The organism is Paenimyroides ceti (assembly GCF_030409925.1).
The window spans coordinates 1-18,050 of the sequence record NZ_JAUFQU010000096.1; the positions used below are offsets into that span (position 1 = coordinate 1).

Below are 18,050 nucleotides of genomic sequence, written 5' to 3' on the forward strand. Positions count from 1 at the left end.
GATTTGGGAGAACAGGAAACTATTTGCTGCCAATTACTTTCTGAAAACCAGATATTTTGTGTTTTTCAAAAGGATTAACTGGAGGAACAATGCCTATGGGAATTACTACTTCCTCCAATGAAATTTTCGAAGCTTTTTTGTCGGATGATAAATACAAAACCTTATTTCATGGACATTCTTTTACTGCAAATCCGTTAGCTTGTACCGCGGCTTTGGCAAGTATGGAGTTATTATTGAAAGAAGATACTTTGACTCATATTAAATTAATATACGAGAAGCATTTAAATTTTTCCAAAACATTACAACAACATCCAAAATTGAAAATGTAAGATTGATCGGAACTATTTTAGCTTGGGAAATTAAAAATGATAAACAAACTTCTTATTTTAATGAAATAGGTAAAATTTCATATAATGAATTTCTGAAAAGGGGAATTATTATGCGTCCGTTAGGAAACGTAATGTATCTCGTTCCACCTTATTGTATTACATCTGAAGAATTAGATTTGGTTTATAAGAATATTTTAGAAGTAATGGATTACTTATAATAAGACATTCTTTAGTTCGTCTTAAGATTAAACATACTTAAACTCTAGAAATAATTTTGTTTTTAGAGTTTAGTTTTTTTCTCCACTAAAATATAAAACAAAATTTATTCGAGAAAGTTCATTTAAAACTCCTGAATACTCAGAAAGGGATTGATTTTATGTCTGATTCATTTATTAATATTAGAGCATTCTGTAAATTTTGTTACTAAAAATGTTTTCATACACTCAGGTCTATTATTTAGTTCCTAAAGGTTTACAGGTAGTATCCAAATTATAACTTTATTACTTTAACCCGTAGTGCATTATTAAGTTAAATTAATTTTCAGATTATTGATGTTTCTACCAAACACGAACCTGTTTAAATATTGTATAGTGGTTAAGGTGGTTATTTTGGAAAGAATCCTTGTTTTAAAACCTTTAAAAGATTTAGCATAATTACGTCTAATCATAAACTGATCACACAATTGTGAGAACAAGGTTTCTATACGTTTTCTAAACTTTTTAAATTGATAAAATTGTGGTTTGTAGTCTTTCTGATTTTTTCTTTTTGGCGTTTCCAATTGTATATTTACCTCATTAAATAAGTCTAGCTGTATAGTGCTAGAAAGATAGCCCTTATCGGCAAGTATCACACAATCGGATAGTTGCAATTTAATATCTTGTAAATAATGAATATCATGAACCGAAGCAGGAGATAAATCAAAGCTCTGAAAAACACCATTAATTGAACAAACAGCATGTAATTTATACCCGTAAAATGTAAGTTTTGAGAGGCTCAAAATCCTTTATTTGGAATAGCGTAATCTGTTTCTTTACAAATTTTACTACGTGATGAGCGTGAAATTTTACAAACCTCCAACGGCATACTATCTACTACAAAAAAGGTTTCAAACTCATTAAATTTTTCAACCATTTTCATTCTGATTTCTTCCATAAATGGATATAGTTTTCTTTTTCTTCTGTTATAAACGCTTCGCTCAATTCTGGATGCAATTTCAAAACCTTTTATGTCTCTAAAAAGTTGATGTTCAGAATCAATCGATTTGAATTCCGCCAAAATCATTAAGCTAATCAATTCTATATCAGATAGCTTTGGCTTTATTGGCTTGAAATACATATTTTCAAATTCTGCTATTTTACGTAATTCGATTAAAATTAATTTGTAACTTGCTTCTAAGTTACTCATAACTGTATCTGGTTGTAAGTCAATACAATATACTAATTGTTAGTGTTTTGAGCAACTTTTTTTATAATGCACTACGGGTATATAATATAAAAAGTCACTTCATGGAGATAACTGGGGAACAATTAATAGCTGCAAATAAGATTTATAACTATTTAAATAGTATTACTGATTTAGATCTAGAATTAAAAAATAATTGGACGGATATCAGCAGTGATATGATTGAGTTTTTGCAATCTCCAAAACTTATAACTTATTTAAAAACAAATACTAATCTTAATGGTATTTTAAACCAATCAGATTATAAAAGTATGAAAGGCGAAATATTGAAAGATAGGAAATTTATTATAAATTGTGTTCTAAAATATAACGTGAATGATGAGATTTTTAGTCCAGAAGAAAAACAAGGTGCTTTAGATTTCTTTTTTGGTTCAAATGAATAAAATTTATTTTCTTTTTCTTTTATCTCTGATCACAGCATCAACTACTCCAAGTATCACGACTTCGTCGCTTTCATCAATAGTTACACTTTTTGCATAATCACTATTCAAAGCCACTAAGCGATTATTCGCTTTATCGTATCGTTTTAATGTATATTCTGAACTATTAATAGACACAACTATATCATCTCCATCCGTAGGGTAATAGTCGGAACGTATGATGATAATATCGTTTTCTAAATACTCTGGATACATTGATAATCCTTTCACACGATTTACAAATGTACTTTCTACTTTAGACAGATAACGTTCGTCTAAACTGATGCGATCACTTAAAAAATCTTCTGCAGGAGATGGGAATCCAGCACAAACTCCACCACATACTTGTACATACTTTTTTTCTCCTTCTGCATGGATGGTTAGGTTTTCTAATTCAGTTCCAAAATAAGGTGCTTTTTTAAATGTTATCATTGTATGGTAAGTATATCATTCCAATTTGTTGTATAGTTAGGACTTAATAAATCTTGTCTCATTTTCCATGTTTTATCTAATGCTTGAGAACCAATTTTTAATTTTTTAACTCCATATTTAAAATTCATTTGATCCATAACATTCATCAGTTTTCGATGCTTTGGGTGCTCGTCTTCGAATAAATTGAATTGTTTTTCACTTTCGGGTGTTATTCCACCAACTATAACACCCGCTTTTTTATAGGCATACCCTTTTTATAAATAGCATCTAATCCAATTTTTGCATATTTAATAATCTCAATAGATGAATTAGTAGGGAAGGGGATAGTTACATTGATTGATTGGTAATATTGTGGTTTATCTGTTTGAAATCTATTGGTAAAAATAAAAACAGTAACTATTCTACAAGTAGAATGTTGGTTGCGTAATTTTTCAGCACAGGTGGTTGCAAAAGTAGCAATGCGCTCTTGTAGATAGGTTTTATCTTCATACGTTTTATCAAAAGATCTTGTCGTAGCAATATTCTTTTTTGTTTTTACATCTTCAAGTTCCATAGCAGATATGCCTTCTAATTCCTTTTTTAGTCGTAAACCAACTACAGTAAGTTCCTTTCGGACATATTCATCAGGAAGATTTGTAAAATCTAATGCTTTATTTACTCCTTTTGCCTTTAATTTTTTAGCAAATTGTCTACCAATACCCCATACATCTTCAATAGCTAACCATCGCAAAGCTTTAATCCGTTTTTCTTCGGAATCTATAGCATATACACCTTCTAATTGCGGATATTTTTTAGCTATCCTATTGGCCACTTTAGTTAATGCTTTTGTGGGCGCAATTCCAATACACGTTGGAATTAAAGTGTTTTTAAGCACTTCTTTCCGTATCGCTTTTGCATACGATACTAAATCATAATTTTCAAATCCCTTGAATTGTAAAAAGCTTTCATCTATCGAATAAACTTCTAAATCAGGTGTATATTTTCTAAGGATTCGAGTTACACGGTTACTCATATCGCCATACAGAGCGTAGTTTGATGAAAATACATTTACACTATTATCCTGAAATAACTTTCTGTATTCAAAAGCGGGTGCTCCCATTGGAATACCGAGTGCTTTTGCTTCGTTAGAACGCGCCACAACACAGCCATCGTTGTTGCTTAACACAACAATTGGCTTATGCCGTAATTGAGGTTTAAACACCCTTTCACAGCTTGCGTAAAAATTATTACAATCGACTAAAGCATACATCCTACAAAATTATTAAATTAGTAAACGTGCTAAAGTTAAATTATTATGATGCCAAGAAACGTCGTTTGTTTAGCGTTAGATTTAGGAAATTCATTAGAACCTGAGCATATATCTAACATTGAGATTGTAGCGAAAAATTTAGAAGATTTTAATAATCGTTTTCAAACAGATTTTTATCTTTTTTATGATACGGATGGATATACTTTTGAAATCCCTGAACAATTTATAATTAATGATTTATTAAATTGGTTTGTTGAAGGTATTGGAGAATTATTAGCTTTTTCATATTCCCCAACTCGGGACAGTTATTTTGATTTAAATTCTTATTTAAATGATCGCAAAACAGAGTTAGACTTTTTACATAGTTTTGAAATGTATAACAATTATCGTCAACGTTATATTGATTATGCCCCATTAGGATTTTTAGAAGAGGACTCGTACTTTTTTATAAAAGAAAATCTTACTAATTTGATATTAGATTATTCCCGAAAATTTAATTGATAAGACCAATTTCTGCAAGTTATTTATTTACTAATAGGCGAAGTTTAAAATTATTTATTTTCGTTTATTTTGTTTGTTTCGTTTATTTCGTTTAAATTTGTTTAAATAATTTAAAGTATGGAAGCATTAGACTATATAAAAAGACCCACTAAGAAAGAACAACGAGTGGCTATTGAATCTTATTCAGCACTTTCTTCGATTTTATCACAATTGAAGCAAGATGATACTGAAATAGAAATCGAAGAAACAAACGACAGAATTAAAATACCTTTTAAGGCTTTAAAACTTTTAAGTGAAATTTTAAAGTCAATGAGTGAAGGAAATCCAATATCTATTGTCCCTATTGCAACGGAAGTAACTACTCAAAAAGCAGCTGAAATATTGGGTTGTTCACGACCACATTTAGTTAAACTTTTAGAGCAAGGTGAAATTGATTTTACAATGGTTGGAAGACATCGTCGTATTCTATTTGAAGATGTAATCAAATATAAAAACGAAATGAAGCAAAAACAGAAAAAGCATATCATTGATATTATGAACTTTGATGACGAAATAGGTTTATATGATTCATAGTGTAAGGTACAAAGCTGTTCTTGATACCAATGTAATATTTCCTATCGTTATTAGAGATTTATTATTTTGGTTTGCTCATTATGATTTATATACCCCAAAATGGAGTAAAATCATTTTTGATGAATGGAAATCTGTAATGATTCGAAAGGGAGTTGAATCTTCACAAGCAGAGAAGCGGATTAACGTAGCAAATTTGGCATTTCCCGATGCTTTAGTATTAAATTATGAAGGATTAATTGATAATTTAAATTTACCTGATAAAGATGATAGACATGTATTAGCTGCTGCTATTAAAGTAAATGCTAATATTATTGTAACGAATAATTTAAAGGATTTTCCGGATGATTATTTAGACTCTTTTGGATTGAAGGCAGTTTGCGCTGATGATTTTCTAACGGATATTATAGATTTAAATCCAAAAATAGCCATTCAAGCTTTTAAAGATTTGGTATTAAATCGCAAAAACCCGGCAATGGATGAATTTCAAGTATTAGAAAGCTTTAGAAAAAATGGATTAAATCAAACAGCAGATTATTTACATGCTCTTTTGTAATTTAATTATACCAAAAATCGACCGTTTTCTAGGACTACTTTTTAGTAGTCTTTTTTTTATTTCCTTTAGTGCTTTTTATCGTTATTTTTATTAGTTTCGTAAAATAACCTTTTATAGTACTTTTTATGATTATAGGATATGCGAGAGTTTCTACAAAAGATCAGAATCTAGAAAATCAAATTGAACTGCTAAAACAACGTAAATGTGAGAAGATATTTTCTGATATTGCGAGTGGAGTAAAAGAAGATCGAAAAGGTTTATTAGAACTTTTAGAATTTGCTCGACCAGGTGATACAATTTTGGTTTATAAGAATGATCGCATATTCCGGTCACTTAAAAATATGGTGGATCTAATTGAAACTTTCAATCAAAAGAAGATTCATTTTAAATCCATAACAGAACCAGAATTTGATACCCAATCTGCAAATGGAAAATTTTTACTTCAAATTTTTAGTGCAGTTGCAGAATTTGAACGTAATCTTATTAGCGAAAGAACAAAACATGGATTAGAAGGAGCAAGGAGACGCAATGAAACTTTAGGTAGACCTAAAGGTATTTCTAAAGAAACTCTTGAAAAATACCAATATGCAAAGCATCTTTACGACAATAAAAAAATGAGTATTGATAAGGCATGTAAACAAGCTGGAATAAGTAAAACAACGTTTTATAGAGTAGAAAAAAGCAATATATAAATATATATATATTTCTATGAATTATATTATCCCACCAAATGTATTATTGTAAATAAAAAAATTTTTTTTTTAGACATCGAAGTAGATTATCACTATCATGGTAGAGTAATATAATGATTTCTATAAAAATTACATAAAAGGGTAATTGACGTATAATGTCATGCTAAATTGCTATTTTTAACAAAAATAACTTTATTATGGAAAACATAATTGTAATCAACAATATTGAAGTTGAAATTTCTAAAATCTATCAACAAAAAACGTACTATACTTTAATTGAAGGTACACCCGGTGAAGAATTAAATGATAAGATTTTGGCTGAAATTAAAGAACAAGCTAAAAGTATCTTCAATAGAGATTCATTTTACGTTATGGATCCACGTGAAAATGCCGATGACAATTTTCCTCAAAATACCATTATTTTAGAATTAATGGTTCTTAATGATTTAGAAGACTATTCTCCATTAACAGTTATATTTTTTCAAGATAAATATGCTTTCCCAATTACAGCGGAAAATATAGAAAGTATAAAAGAAATACCTATTGGGCTATTATGGTCAGATAATAATTTGAATTCAAGAAAGCATTTACAATAAATCCATAATTTGAATCAACAACAAAATGTTCTTTTTATACCTTTAAAACAAATAAATACTAAAACTAAATAATGACAACCACAGCCCAAAGAGCAGAACTACAAGCAAAAATATGGAAAATCGCCAACGAAGTACGTGGCTCAGTAGACGGATGGGACTTTAAACACTTTGTGTTAGGAACTTTATTCTATCGTTTCATAAGTGAGAATTTTACTAGTTATATCGAGGGTGGTGACGAAAGTGTAAACTATCCAAAATTAGCAAACGACATTATTACACCGGAAATCAAAGACGATGCTATTAGAACAAAAGGATACTTCATATATCCAAGTCAATTGTTTATTAACGTGGTTGAGAAAGCAGGTAAAAACGATAATTTAAATACAGACCTAAAAGCAATTTTTACAGATATAGAAAACTCAGCAAATGGTTATGATTCTGAACAAGACATCAAAGGTTTATTTGCAGATTTCGATACTACAAGTACACGCTTAGGTAATACGGTTGAGGAAAAAAATAAGCGTTTAGTATCTATTTTAAATGGAGTTTCAGAATTAAACTTTGGAAAGTTCGAAGAAAGTCAAATTGATTTGTTTGGAGATGCATATGAATTTCTAATCTCGAACTATGCAGCTAATGCTGGAAAATCGGGTGGTGAGTTTTTTACTCCTCAAAACGTTTCCAAATTAATTGCGCAATTGGCAATGCACAAGCAAACTTCTGTAAATAAAATTTATGATCCTGCGGCAGGATCTGGTGCATTGTTATTACAGGCGAAAAAACATTTCGATAACCACATTATTGAAGAAGGATTCTTTGGTCAAGAAATCAATCATACCACTTATAACTTGGCGCGTATGAATATGTTTTTGCACAACATTAATTACGATAAATTCAACATTCAATTAGGAGATACTTTAACGGAGCCACATTTTATTGACGATAAACCATTCGATGCGATTGTTTCTAATCCTCCGTATTCAGTTAATTGGGTAGGATCTGATGATCCCACTTTAATTAATGACGATCGTTTTGCACCGGCTGGAGTTTTAGCACCTAAATCAAAAGCAGATTTTGCTTTTGTATTACACGCGTTGAATTATTTATCAAGTAAAGGACGTGCAGCCATTGTATGTTTTCCTGGTATTTTTTACCGTAGTGGGGCAGAGCAAAAAATCAGAAAATATTTAGTAGATAATAATTTCGTTGAAACAGTTATCAGCTTACCAGGGAATTTATTCTTTGGAACTTCAATTGGCGTAAATATTTTGGTTTTATCTAAACACAAGTCAGAGTACAAAACGCAGTTTATTGATGCCAGTGGGGAGGAATTTTACAAAAAGGTAACTAATAACAATATGTTAGAAGATACCCATATTGATAAAATTATGGATTTGTTTGATTCGAAAGAGTTCAAAGAACACGTTGCTATTACCATTGAAAATGAAAAAATTGCAGAAAACGATTATAACCTTTCGGTAAGTACGTATGTAGAAGCTTTAGATACACGCGAAGTTATAGATATCAACGTATTAAATTCTGAATTAGAATCTACGGCTAAAAACATCACAGATTTACGTAACGCAATTGATAACCTTGTAAAAGAAATCGAAGGATGAGCAAATTAGAAGAGTTGTTACAAGGAGTAAATGTAGAATGGATTCCTTTGTATGAAGTTGCAGCAATGATTAGAGGTGTTCGTGTTACTAAAAAAGATTTAATCGAAAATGGCAAGTATCCTGTAGTCTCTGGAGGGGTAGGATTTATGGGATATGTAAATGAATATAATCGTGAAGAAAATTCAATAACAATTGCTCAGTACGGTACCGCAGGATTTGTAAAATGGCAAACTGAAAAGTTCTGGGCGAACGATGTAGCATTTACTATATTTCCAATTAACGAAGAATTAGTACTAAAAAGATTTTTGTACTACTTTTTAATAAGTAAACAAAATTTTTTGTACGAGATTTCAAATAAAATTGCTGTTCCATATAATATTTCAAAAGATAAGATTTTAAATATCCCAATCCCAATCCCTTGCCCTGATAATCCAGAAAAATCCCTTGAAATCCAACAAGAAATTGTTCGCATTTTAGATGAATTAACTTCTTTAACGAACCAATTAAAAAATGAATTAGAAACGGAACGCCAAACCCGTAAAAAACAATTTGAGTTCTTCCGTGAGCAGTTGTTTAGATTTGAAAGTAAGGATGTGGAATGGAAAACTTTGGAGGGTATATCAAAATTAATAACAAAGGGTACAACACCTAAAAGATATACAAACAATGGAATATCTTTCATAAAAACAGAGGCCTTTGATGGCTCTATAATAGTTCGGAAAAAATTATCATTTATCGATGAAGATACACATCAAAAAGAATTAAAGCGCTCAATATTACAGGAGAACGACATTTTAATTACTATTGCGGGAGCAACAATAGGGAAATGTGCCATTGTACCGAGAGAATTACTGCCCGCTAATACTAATCAAGCATTAGCAATTATAAGATTAAATAATTCAATTGTTATAAAGTATATCTTTCATTTATTGAAATCGGGTCTCATGAAAAGTTATATAGAATCAAACTCGAAAGGGTCAGCACAACCTAATTTAAATTTAAAGCAATTAAATGACTTTTTAATACCTGTTCCATCCATTGAAGAACAAGAACGCATTGTTCGTTTATTAGATCAATACGATGAAGCCACCAAAAACATTGTAGCGCAATTAGAAAAAGAAATAGAACTCAGAAACAAGCAGTACGAATATTATAGAAACTCGTTACTAAACTTTTTGAAAAATTAATTAATAGCCTACTAACTATTATGAGTCAAACACTAACCGAAATAGCACAAAAATTAATAAGAGCAACAAAAGAGGAAGGAAAGAAATTTCGTAAAACTCAATTAATTTATGCGTTTAATGGTACGGGAAAAACACGTCTTTCTCGTGAATTTAAAGAGGTAGTAGATCCTAAGGATCAAAAAACACCAGAGTCTCCAATAAAGTTTATGTATTACAATGCATTCATTCACAGAAGATTTATTTTATTGGTTTAATGACTTGGAGGCAGATACTAATCGTAAATTATTAGTACATCCTAACAATTTTACAGAATTAGCATTATCTTTTTTAAAAGATGAGAATCAACATGGCAACATTATTACTAATTTCCAGAAATACACTAACAGATATATAACCCCAAATATAAATGATGATTTTACAGAAATTGCCTTTGATTATTTGGCCGGTGGAGATAATAGCGATACAAACATAAAAATATCAAAGGGAGAGGAAAGTAATTTTATTTGGTGTGTTTTCTATAGTTTAATTGCGCACATAATTGATCTTTTAAATGAGGAAAGAGAAGATCGTTCAAGTGATAAATTCGATGAATTAGAATATATCTTTATCGATGATCCAGTGAGTTCATTAGATGATAATCATTTAATTGACCTAGCAGTTGATTTATCAAATTTAATTAAGAAAGCTAAGCTGACAAATGTAAAATTCATTGTTTCTACGCATAATCCATTATTTTATAATGTTTTGTATAATGAATTGAATCGTGAGAAAAATACTGGTAGATATAGACTACAAAAACTAAATGATGGGACATATCTTTTAAATGACTCAAACGATTCTCCTTTTTCTTATCATATATTCTTGTTAGATGAGTTAAATGCAGCGGCTATTACCAGAAATATACACAAGTATCACTTTAACTTACTTAGAAACGTTTTAGAAAAAACCTCTACTTATTTAGGCTTTAATCATTGGGAAGATTTAATACCTATGTATGTTAATACGAATGATGTACCCATAGCTGTTCGCTTGATTAATTTATATAGTCATAGTAAACATTCAGGTGATGAAATGGGAGTAATTCAAGAAATAGAAAAAGATATGTTTATAAAAGTTTTTAAATCATTATTAACAAAACATAACTTTAAATTACAATATAATGAACTTCTTGAAGTAGAAGCACAACCACAAACACAACAGTTACAAGATGCCTAATTTCAACACCATTGCAGAAACTAACAATTATATTGTTTTAGATAAATATACTAAGTTCTATGAGCTGAATGAAGCGCCAGTGGCGTATCAATCAGAAACAGCTCTTGAAAAAGAATTTATACAAGATTTAATAAATCTTGGTTATGAGAATCCAACGCATTTAAAATCAAATGAAGCTATGCTGGCGAATGTTCGCACCGAATTGCAGGCACTGAATAATGTCGTGTTCTCAGACAACGAATGGAATCGTTTCCTAGTAGAGTATTTGGATAAACCAAGCGATAGTCTAATCGATAAATCCCGAAAATTACACGATAATCACATTTACGATTTTGTGTTTGATGATGGGCGTATACAAAATATTTATTTAGTAGATAAAAAATCAGTTACTCGTAACAAGGTTCAAGTTATATCTCAAGTAGAGCAAACAGGTACACATGCCAATCGTTATGACGTTACCATTTTAGTCAACGGAATACCTATGGTACAAGTAGAACTTAAAAAGCGTGGTGTTGCTATTCGTGAGGCGTTTAACCAGGTACATCGTTATTCTAAAGAGAGTTTTAATTCTACAAATTCGTTATTTAAGTATTTACAACTGTTTGTAATTTCTAATGGTACAGATACTCGTTATTTTGCCAATACAGTGTCACGCAACAAAAATAGCTATGATTTCACAATGAATTGGGCGAAAGCCGACAATTCATTAATTAAGGATTTAAAGGATTTTACTGCAACTTTTTTTCAAAAAAACACCATTTTAAATGTATTACTAACCTATACTGTTTTTGATGTAAAAGATACATTATTGGTTATGCGACCTTATCAGATTGCAGCAACTGAACGTATTTTATGGAAGATAAAAAGTGCTTATCAAACAAAGAAATGGTCTACATTAGAAAGCGGTGGATACATTTGGCACACCACAGGATCTGGTAAAACGTTAACTAGTTTTAAAGCAGCACGTTTGGCCACTCAATTAGATTTTATTGATAAAGTGTTTTTTGTAGTGGATCGAAAGGATTTAGACTTTCAAACCATGAAAGAATATCAAAAGTTTTCTCCTGATAGTGTGAATGGATCAGATAGTACTGCTGGCTTAAAACGAAACATTGATAAAAGTGATAATAAAATCATTGTTACCACAATTCAGAAGTTAAACAACTTAATGAAAGGGGATGCAGATTTAGATATTTATCATAAACAAGTAGTTTTTATTTTCGATGAAGCGCACCGTTCTCAATTCGGAGAAGCGCAAAAAAACTTACAAAAAAAGTTCAAAAAATTCTATCAGTTTGGATTTACAGGAACACCAATTTTTCCTACAAACGCATTGGGTGCAGAAACTACAGCAAGTGTTTTCGGAACAGAATTGCATTCTTATGTAATTACTGATGCCATCAGAGATGAAAAGGTATTAAAGTTTAAAGTTGATTATCACAACGTTAAACCTCAATTCAAGGGTGTTGAAATGGAGGTTGATGAAAAAAATTGAATGCTGAAGATACAAAAAAGGCATTTTTACATCCTGGTCGAATCAGCGAAATATCAAAATATATTTTACAGAATTATCGCATAAAAACGCATCGAACTAAAGGGGGAAATTCAGGATTTAACGCCATGTTTGCCGTTAGTAGTGTAGATGCGGCAAAGTGCTATTATGAAGAATTAAATCGTCAGCAAATCGGCAGTGATAGACCTTTAAAAATAGCAACCATTTTTTCATTTGCAGCTAATGAAGAACAAACAGCTATTGGAGAAATTTTAGATGAATCTTTTGAACCTTCTGCATTAAACAGTACGGCGAAAGAATTTCTTACAAAAGCTATTAAGGACTACAACAAAATGTTTAAAACAAGTTATGGTGTTGATAGTGATGCATTTCAAAATTACTACCGTGACTTATCTAATCGAGTAAAAGATAAAGAAGTCGATCTTTTGATTGTAGTTGGAATGTTTCTAACAGGATTTGATGCTCCGGCAATGAATACTTTATTTGTTGATAAAAACTTACGTTTTCACGGATTGATTCAAGCTTTTTCGCGTACGAATCGTATCCTTGATGCAACCAAAACGTTTGGGAATATTGTTACTTTCCGTGATTTGGAGCAAGCAACAGTTGATGCAATTACCTTATTTGGAAATAGCAATACAAAGAATGTTGTATTAGAAAAAAGTTACAAGGAATATCTAGAAGGTTTTACAGATAATTCAACAGGAGAAGCAAGAAGAGGTTTTGTAGAAGTTGTAAATGAACTAAACGAGAAATTTCCAAATCCTGATCAAATTGAAAAAGAAAAGGATAAAAAAGAGTTTACTAAGTTGTTTGGTGAATATCTTCGTGTCGAGAATATACTTCAAAATTATGATGAGTTCACAAGCTTAAAAGCTTTACAAACAATTGATATAAATGATTCAGAAGCAGTAGAAGACTTTAAAGAAATGTACCATGTTTCTGATGAAGATATTGCAGTAATGCAAGACATCGTTTTGTTACCTGAGCGTACAGTTCAAGATTATAGATCAACGTATAATGACATCCGTGATTGGTTACGAAAGGAAAAGGAAGGAAAACAACCAGAAGATTCTGAAATAGATTGGGATGACGTAGTTTTTGAAATTGATTTATTAAAATCGCAGGAAATTAATTTGGATTATATCTTAGAATTAATCTTCGAACACAACAAAAAAACAAAAGATAAAGTTGAATTAGTAGAAGAAGTAAGTCGTGTAATTCGTGCAAGTATTGGTAATAGAGGTAAAGAATCTTTAATGGTTGATTTTATTAATGAAACAGATTTAGATTCAATTCCAGATAAAGCTTCAGTTATTGATGCGTTCTTTAAATATGCACAAGTAAAACAAAAGGAAGAAGCAACAGAATTAATTGAAGAAGAAAACTTAAACGAAGAAGCAACAAAACGTTATATTGAGTCTTCATTAAAACGTGAATATGCAACTTCAAACGGTACTGAATTAAATACAATTTTACCAAAAATTAGTCCTCTAAATCCTCAGTATCTTACAAAGAAGCAAACCGTTTTTCATAAGATAAGTGCGTTTATCGATAAGTTTAAAGGAGTGGGAGGGAGATTGTAATTTAGAAAAAAATTAATAATAAAAAATATTAAACAATTTTCTCTTTTTCGGACTTTTACTCAGACTAAAATAAAAATGCTTTCCAATTGGAAAGCATTTTTTTTACATAAACTCCAAAATTTCTTGCTTCATCTTTGTCGGAAACTTTAAGTTATTTTCTTTCAAAAGGTCTTTGTCAATGGATTCAATTTCTTTGATAATTGAATTAAGTTTCTGGTCATTTAATGCTTCTAACTGCATTTGAATTTTGTACAATCTTAAAGATAATTTCTTTACATTTTTTTCTTCCATAGCTAATTAAAAATTTAATGTTGTTTGAATATTATTCTAAAATTACAAATAATTTTATTTATATAAAAAGTGAAAATTCCATTTTTATAAGAAAGTCTGTTTATCCGAAAATGAATGATTAAAGATATAGTGTATGTTTAGCGAGAGGATACGGGGCAATTTTGCCCCGTAAATCATATTGTATTGATAATCAATAAAATAACATACACTATAAATAATTTTGTAAACAAAAATGTAACAAGATTTTGTTATAATACTGTAATTTAGTAAATTAACTGTATTAAATAGTGTAACATATGTCTAATGTGGTTCGTGTTGATGTTTCAACAAAGTTAAAACTTGATCGTTTAAAAGAAGATTATAACATCAAAACTTTTGCGGAAGTTGTTGAAAAAATGACTTCATTTATCGTAGAAAATAAATTTGATTTGAATAGAAATTATGCGAATGATTGGCACAATATAATTGAAAAATCAAACGAAAAAAGTTTGAAAAGAATTGAAGATGTAATCAGAATAATTCGAAATATTGAGAAGGAATCTGTCATCCCAATTCGTAATCAAGTTTATGATATGTATCATAACAGTGATGTCAATTTTAAAGCCGAAGTAATCACTGAAGTAAAGAAAGATTTGGAAGTTAATTCTCCTGCGGAACAGGATCTGGAAAAATATAAAATTGAATTAGCGCAGGTTAAAAAAAGCAGAGATTTATATTTTAATGAATTGAATAATTTACGTCCACTAGTAAACGAACTTTTAAATTCTTTAACAACTAAATCTGGTTTAATGGGTTCAAAAGTTGAAGCAACTATAGCACCTGAAAGATTAAATGAACTAAAACAATTAATCAATAAATAATGTACATCAATTTTACCCCACATAAAGCAAACGTGAATAATTCTTCCGCTTCTTCTTGTGCGAATATTTTTGAATATTTAGAAAAGGAAGAGCGTGGCTTTGTTGAAGAAGATTCATTTTTTAAAGAGGAAAATAATGAGTCTATTGGTTTTTTTAATCAAGAAAATATTAACCTTTCTAAAGAAGATGTTATCCAAAATATTGATGAAAATAGAGGTAAAAGAGGTGTTAAAGAATCTAATTTTTATATGATAAATATTTCTCCTTCTTACTTAGAACAGAAACATCTTATAAAAAGAGTTGATCAATTTTTAGAAGAAAAAATTATTAATGAAAAACTTAAATTATCAGAAAAAGATTTAATTGCAGCTCGTGATGTGATGATGCGTGATCTTCTTATGAATTACAGCCGGGAAGTGATGAAAGAGTATGCAAATAATTTCAATCGAGAAATTAATGGAAAAAAATTATCTGAAAATGATCTGATGTATTATGGTAGAGTTGAGACGAGGCGCACGTATAATTTTCGAGATAAAAATGTCATCGAAAATAAAAAAATATTAGATAAAATAAATAGTTCGTCTGATAAAAACGAAATAAAAAAACTTCAAGAATCTTTACAAAAAGATTATTTTACTGGTGATGTTATTAAAGAAGGATCTCCTAAAGGTGGATTTAACTATCATGTGCATATTGTTGTTTCTCGTCATGATAATACCAATGATTCAAGAAATAAAATAAGTCTTTCTCCAATGACTCAATACCGTTCTCAAAATTCTAAATTGAATAATCAAGTAAATAAAACAATTGGTTTTAATCGGGATGTATTCTTTGAAAACGCTGAAAAAAGTTTTGATCAATATTTTAATTACAGAAGAGATTATTCGAAATCTTATGAAGCACATAAAAAAAAGGCAAGAACAAAAGGAATTCGTGAATTAACTAAACAGGGGATTGCAAACAGTGTTAAAAAAGAACTGAGTAATTATGCCGGAATAACTATTTCAAATCCTTCAAATCTTATTAAAATGCAATTGTCACAGACATTAGGAATAAATATTCCTACTCATTTAAAAATACCAACCAACCCAGTACAATTAACACTTAAAGTTGCCAAGACTGTTGCTAAAACTATTGAAAAAGGTTACGGAATGTAAATTACTATTGCTATGGAATATTTCTCTAATTTAACTACCGAAAATAAATTGATTGTATTGATAATGATTGTCATTTCAATAATAGGATTTATTTTATTTTTCCGAAAAGGATTTTTATACAAACTAATAGGTTTTCTAATAACTTTAGGTATCATTAGCCTTTATCTATATTTTTTTAAAAAGAATTATTTGTTTATTTCTCTCTTGGTTTTACCACCATTTTTAATTGGATTATTGACATCCTTTTTTAAATCGAAGCCAAAGGAAGCCGATCCAAAACAAGTTTATTTTCCGGCCAATAAAAGTAATATTTATATCCCCAATGTAAATACAGGTGTATTTATAGTTGCTGGAGCGGGATCAGGAAAAACGGAAAGTCCTATTTATTATTTAATGAAACATTTTGCAGAACATCAATTTACTGGTGTTATCTATGATTATAAAAATGGGGAATTATCTGAAATAGCTTTTGGACTATTTGGGGATCGTTTAAAAGCCATTTCATTGCATAATGTTAATTATTCCTATCGTATCAATCCAATTGCTCCACAGTATATAGAAAACGAAATAGATATAGAAAACATATCAAAATCAATTTTATTAAATCTAAAAGGAAAAGATGAAAAGGAAGATTTCTTTTATTCAGCCGGGGCAGGTTTGTTCGCAGCAATTATTTTAAAATTACGAACTTATCATCCTGAATATTGTACCTTGCCCCATGCAGTCGCATTTTTTTAAGCTTGGAAGAATTGCTGAATGCAGATGAGGAAGAAAATGCACAGCCATTTAAACCTTGGTAGATTGGTTAAAAACCGACTCACGAGTTATGAGTCAAGCTTCCGCTTTTTTAATGGGTATTCAATCTACTAGACAAACAGCCGCTGTATTAGCTTCGCTAGCTTCTTTATTACGTAAGATAGTAAATCTTGAAGCCTTTTACATTTTATCAGGAAACGAAATAGATTTGAATGTTAACGATCCAAAAATTAATATTGTACTGTCGGTTATTAATGAACCCAAAAATGCTTCTGCATTAACGCCACTATTAGCAGCTATATTACAAACAACAACTTCACAAATGATGCAACGCAATAGGAAACAAAGTTTTGTGTTATTAGACGAAGCACCTACGGTTAAGCTTTTAAATATGGCAAAAATACCTGCTACCATGAGAAGTTTTGGTGTAAGTACAGTTTACGCCATACAAGACATTTCGCAAGGATATGTACAGTACGGCCGTGATGATTTCCGTGAAATTACTTCCAACCTGGGAACTCAAATCCTAGGTAAATCTAATGATCCCGATACGGCTAAATTCAACGAACAATATTTTGAATTGGTAAAAGAAAAACAAGTTTCTAAAAACTTAAAAGGTGCTTCAGATTTATTTGGGTCTACAAATTCGAGAACCATTTCTCAACGTGAAGTTTCTAAAGTCCGGGCTTTTGAATTTACCCAATTTAAAGTAGGACAATTTGCATTTATTAGCGGTGGGAAATCTCAAGTAATAAAATTCAAAAAAGCAGATATAAATAAACCTCATTTGAATCTTGTAAGAACGGTTTCTAAAGAAGATTTGGAATTACATTTTCAAAAAATATTTGATGATGTGAAGAATTTATTTTAAAAAATTGGTTGTAATACAAAATTAATCTAAAACAAAATGCTCTTCAATAAAAAGCAGTAATAGTAAAATTACTGCTTGTATATTTAACAACTGCATTTAGAAAACTCCATATTAAGTATTAAGCTTTCTGCGGTTCCGTTCAACGGGCTTTCATCTCGTGCCCTCCGGGCAAGACGAAAGCTTAGTTATT

The 18,050-nt window shown here is 30.1% G+C and carries 20 protein-coding genes and 3 pseudogenes; 18 read left to right on the plus strand and 5 right to left on the minus strand.

Annotated elements, in window-relative coordinates; all coding sequences use genetic code 11:
- Nucleotides 1-89 precede the first annotated feature (89 nt).
- Nucleotides 90-329, plus strand: a complete 240-nt coding sequence (locus QW060_RS27580) for a hypothetical protein (protein WP_290365666.1) — start codon at nucleotides 90-92, stop codon at nucleotides 327-329.
- A gap of 2 nt (nucleotides 330-331) precedes the next feature.
- A complete protein-coding gene (locus QW060_RS27585; RefSeq protein WP_290365667.1) occupies nucleotides 332-547 on the plus strand; it encodes a hypothetical protein in 216 nt (71 codons plus the stop codon).
- A 305-nt stretch (nucleotides 548-852) separates the two neighbouring features.
- Here the strand turns inward: QW060_RS27585 and QW060_RS27590 are convergent.
- Nucleotides 853-1,733 (minus strand): annotated as a pseudogene (locus QW060_RS27590) (IS982 family transposase).
- A gap of 101 nt (nucleotides 1,734-1,834) precedes the next feature.
- Here QW060_RS27590 and QW060_RS27595 point away from each other — a divergent pair.
- On the plus strand, nucleotides 1,835-2,173 hold the full coding sequence (locus QW060_RS27595) for a hypothetical protein (RefSeq protein ID WP_125019414.1): 339 nt from the start codon (nucleotides 1,835-1,837) through the stop codon (nucleotides 2,171-2,173).
- 3 nt (nucleotides 2,174-2,176) lie between these two features.
- Here the strand turns inward: QW060_RS27595 and QW060_RS27600 are convergent, their stop codons facing one another.
- The 3 genes from QW060_RS27600 to QW060_RS27605 all read right to left on the minus strand — a co-directional run bounded on the left by QW060_RS27600 (nucleotide 2,177) and on the right by QW060_RS27605 (nucleotide 3,890).
- The gene (locus QW060_RS27600; RefSeq protein ID WP_125019413.1) at nucleotides 2,177-2,641 is read right to left on the minus strand and encodes a LexA family protein; all 465 of its coding nucleotides are present in this window, start codon (nucleotides 2,639-2,641) and stop codon (nucleotides 2,177-2,179) included.
- On the minus strand, nucleotides 2,638-2,787 hold the full coding sequence (locus QW060_RS28420) for a DUF4113 domain-containing protein (RefSeq protein WP_317623281.1): 150 nt from the start codon (nucleotides 2,785-2,787) through the stop codon (nucleotides 2,638-2,640). Before QW060_RS28420 ends, QW060_RS27600 begins: the two co-directional genes overlap by 4 nt.
- A gap of 74 nt (nucleotides 2,788-2,861) precedes the next feature.
- Nucleotides 2,862-3,890, minus strand: a complete 1,029-nt coding sequence (locus QW060_RS27605) for a Y-family DNA polymerase (RefSeq protein ID WP_317623291.1) — start codon at nucleotides 3,888-3,890, stop codon at nucleotides 2,862-2,864.
- A 45-nt stretch (nucleotides 3,891-3,935) separates the two neighbouring features.
- Here QW060_RS27605 and QW060_RS27610 point away from each other — a divergent pair, with 45 nt between their 5' ends.
- The 10 genes and pseudogenes from QW060_RS27610 to QW060_RS27655 all read left to right on the plus strand — a co-directional run bounded on the left by QW060_RS27610 (nucleotide 3,936) and on the right by QW060_RS27655 (nucleotide 13,925).
- Complete coding sequence (locus tag QW060_RS27610; protein WP_290365295.1) at nucleotides 3,936-4,391, plus strand: hypothetical protein; 456 nt, start codon at nucleotides 3,936-3,938, stop codon at nucleotides 4,389-4,391.
- Between the two features lie 117 nt (nucleotides 4,392-4,508).
- Nucleotides 4,509-4,964, plus strand: a complete 456-nt coding sequence (locus QW060_RS27615) for a helix-turn-helix domain-containing protein (RefSeq protein WP_090410424.1) — start codon at nucleotides 4,509-4,511, stop codon at nucleotides 4,962-4,964.
- Nucleotides 4,954-5,517 carry a PIN domain-containing protein gene (locus QW060_RS27620; protein ID WP_290365296.1) on the plus strand — a complete coding sequence of 188 codons (564 nt, stop codon included), beginning with the start codon at nucleotides 4,954-4,956 and terminating at the stop codon, nucleotides 5,515-5,517. The genes QW060_RS27615 and QW060_RS27620 overlap by 11 nt, the downstream gene beginning before the upstream one ends.
- 125 nt (nucleotides 5,518-5,642) lie before the next feature.
- Nucleotides 5,643-6,209, plus strand: a complete 567-nt coding sequence (locus tag QW060_RS27625) for a recombinase family protein (protein WP_290365297.1) — start codon at nucleotides 5,643-5,645, stop codon at nucleotides 6,207-6,209.
- Nucleotides 6,210-6,406: 197 nt separating this feature from the next.
- Nucleotides 6,407-6,805 carry a hypothetical protein gene (locus QW060_RS27630; protein ID WP_290365298.1) on the plus strand — a complete coding sequence of 133 codons (399 nt, stop codon included), beginning with the start codon at nucleotides 6,407-6,409 and terminating at the stop codon, nucleotides 6,803-6,805.
- Between the two features lie 71 nt (nucleotides 6,806-6,876).
- The gene (locus QW060_RS27635) at nucleotides 6,877-8,424 is read left to right on the plus strand and encodes a type I restriction-modification system subunit M (RefSeq protein ID WP_290365299.1); all 1,548 of its coding nucleotides are present in this window, start codon (nucleotides 6,877-6,879) and stop codon (nucleotides 8,422-8,424) included.
- Nucleotides 8,421-9,611 (plus strand): restriction endonuclease subunit S, encoded by a 1,191-nt coding sequence (locus tag QW060_RS27640; RefSeq protein ID WP_290365300.1) that lies wholly within the window; start codon nucleotides 8,421-8,423, stop codon nucleotides 9,609-9,611. The genes QW060_RS27635 and QW060_RS27640 overlap by 4 nt, the downstream gene beginning before the upstream one ends.
- A 20-nt stretch (nucleotides 9,612-9,631) precedes the next feature.
- Nucleotides 9,632-9,865 (plus strand): hypothetical protein, encoded by a 234-nt coding sequence (locus QW060_RS27645; RefSeq protein WP_290365668.1) that lies wholly within the window; start codon nucleotides 9,632-9,634, stop codon nucleotides 9,863-9,865.
- 4 nt (nucleotides 9,866-9,869) lie between these two features.
- Nucleotides 9,870-10,826 (plus strand): AAA family ATPase, encoded by a 957-nt coding sequence (locus QW060_RS27650; protein WP_290365669.1) that lies wholly within the window; start codon nucleotides 9,870-9,872, stop codon nucleotides 10,824-10,826.
- Nucleotides 10,819-13,925, plus strand: a pseudogene (locus tag QW060_RS27655) (type I restriction endonuclease subunit R). Before QW060_RS27650 ends, QW060_RS27655 begins: the two are co-directional and overlap by 8 nt.
- Before the next feature lie 102 nt (nucleotides 13,926-14,027).
- On the opposite strand, the gene QW060_RS27660 reads toward QW060_RS27655, so the two are convergent.
- Nucleotides 14,028-14,180 carry a hypothetical protein gene (locus tag QW060_RS27660; RefSeq protein ID WP_290365208.1) on the minus strand — a complete coding sequence of 51 codons (153 nt, stop codon included), beginning with the start codon at nucleotides 14,178-14,180 and terminating at the stop codon, nucleotides 14,028-14,030.
- Between the two features lie 332 nt (nucleotides 14,181-14,512).
- Between QW060_RS27660 and QW060_RS28870 the strand changes: the two are divergent.
- The 5 genes and pseudogenes from QW060_RS28870 to QW060_RS27680 all read left to right on the plus strand — a co-directional run.
- Nucleotides 14,513-14,767: pseudogene (locus QW060_RS28870) on the plus strand (BfmA/BtgA family mobilization protein); the annotation flags it as partial.
- Between the two features lie 21 nt (nucleotides 14,768-14,788).
- Nucleotides 14,789-15,076: a hypothetical protein gene (locus QW060_RS27665; RefSeq protein WP_290365303.1), complete on the plus strand. Its 288-nt coding sequence runs from the start codon at nucleotides 14,789-14,791 to the stop codon at nucleotides 15,074-15,076.
- A complete protein-coding gene (gene mobB, locus QW060_RS27670) occupies nucleotides 15,076-16,233 on the plus strand; it encodes a MobB family relaxase (RefSeq protein ID WP_290365304.1) in 1,158 nt (385 codons plus the stop codon). Before QW060_RS27665 ends, mobB begins: the two co-directional genes overlap by 1 nt.
- Nucleotides 16,234-16,245: 12 nt before the next feature.
- Entirely contained in the window at nucleotides 16,246-16,971 is a 726-nt protein-coding gene (locus QW060_RS27675) for a type IV secretory system conjugative DNA transfer family protein (RefSeq protein WP_290365670.1), read from the plus strand.
- Nucleotides 16,972-17,059: 88 nt separating this feature from the next.
- On the plus strand, nucleotides 17,060-17,860 hold the full coding sequence (locus QW060_RS27680) for a type IV secretory system conjugative DNA transfer family protein (protein WP_290365671.1): 801 nt from the start codon (nucleotides 17,060-17,062) through the stop codon (nucleotides 17,858-17,860).
- Nucleotides 17,861-18,050: the final 190 nt, after the last annotated feature.

What these genes read in the sequence shown, in the direction of transcription:
- QW060_RS27610 (WP_290365295.1), top strand. Translation starts at nt 3,936, where the DNA reads ATGATGCCAAGAAACGTCGTTTGTTTAGCGTTAGATTTAGGAAATTCA.
- QW060_RS27605 (WP_317623291.1), bottom strand. Translation starts at nt 3,890, where the DNA reads ATGTATGCTTTAGTCGATTGTAATAATTTTTACGCAAGCTGTGAAAGG.
- QW060_RS28420 (WP_317623281.1), bottom strand. Translation starts at nt 2,787, where the DNA reads ATGAATGTTATGGATCAAATGAATTTTAAATATGGAGTTAAAAAATTA.
- QW060_RS27595 (WP_125019414.1), top strand. Translation starts at nt 1,835, where the DNA reads ATGGAGATAACTGGGGAACAATTAATAGCTGCAAATAAGATTTATAAC.
- QW060_RS27620 (WP_290365296.1), top strand. Translation starts at nt 4,954, where the DNA reads ATGATTCATAGTGTAAGGTACAAAGCTGTTCTTGATACCAATGTAATA.
- QW060_RS27665 (WP_290365303.1), top strand. Translation starts at nt 14,789, where the DNA reads ATGTATCATAACAGTGATGTCAATTTTAAAGCCGAAGTAATCACTGAA.
- QW060_RS27625 (WP_290365297.1), top strand. Translation starts at nt 5,643, where the DNA reads ATGATTATAGGATATGCGAGAGTTTCTACAAAAGATCAGAATCTAGAA.
- QW060_RS27600 (WP_125019413.1), bottom strand. Translation starts at nt 2,641, where the DNA reads ATGATAACATTTAAAAAAGCACCTTATTTTGGAACTGAATTAGAAAAC.
- QW060_RS27675 (WP_290365670.1), top strand. Translation starts at nt 16,246, where the DNA reads ATGGAATATTTCTCTAATTTAACTACCGAAAATAAATTGATTGTATTG.
- mobB (WP_290365304.1), top strand. Translation starts at nt 15,076, where the DNA reads ATGTACATCAATTTTACCCCACATAAAGCAAACGTGAATAATTCTTCC.
- QW060_RS27615 (WP_090410424.1), top strand. Translation starts at nt 4,509, where the DNA reads ATGGAAGCATTAGACTATATAAAAAGACCCACTAAGAAAGAACAACGA.
- QW060_RS27645 (WP_290365668.1), top strand. Translation starts at nt 9,632, where the DNA reads ATGAGTCAAACACTAACCGAAATAGCACAAAAATTAATAAGAGCAACA.
- QW060_RS27580 (WP_290365666.1), top strand. Translation starts at nt 90, where the DNA reads ATGCCTATGGGAATTACTACTTCCTCCAATGAAATTTTCGAAGCTTTT.
- QW060_RS27630 (WP_290365298.1), top strand. Translation starts at nt 6,407, where the DNA reads ATGGAAAACATAATTGTAATCAACAATATTGAAGTTGAAATTTCTAAA.
- QW060_RS27640 (WP_290365300.1), top strand. Translation starts at nt 8,421, where the DNA reads ATGAGCAAATTAGAAGAGTTGTTACAAGGAGTAAATGTAGAATGGATT.
- QW060_RS27680 (WP_290365671.1), top strand. Translation starts at nt 17,060, where the DNA reads ATGAGTCAAGCTTCCGCTTTTTTAATGGGTATTCAATCTACTAGACAA.
- QW060_RS27635 (WP_290365299.1), top strand. Translation starts at nt 6,877, where the DNA reads ATGACAACCACAGCCCAAAGAGCAGAACTACAAGCAAAAATATGGAAA.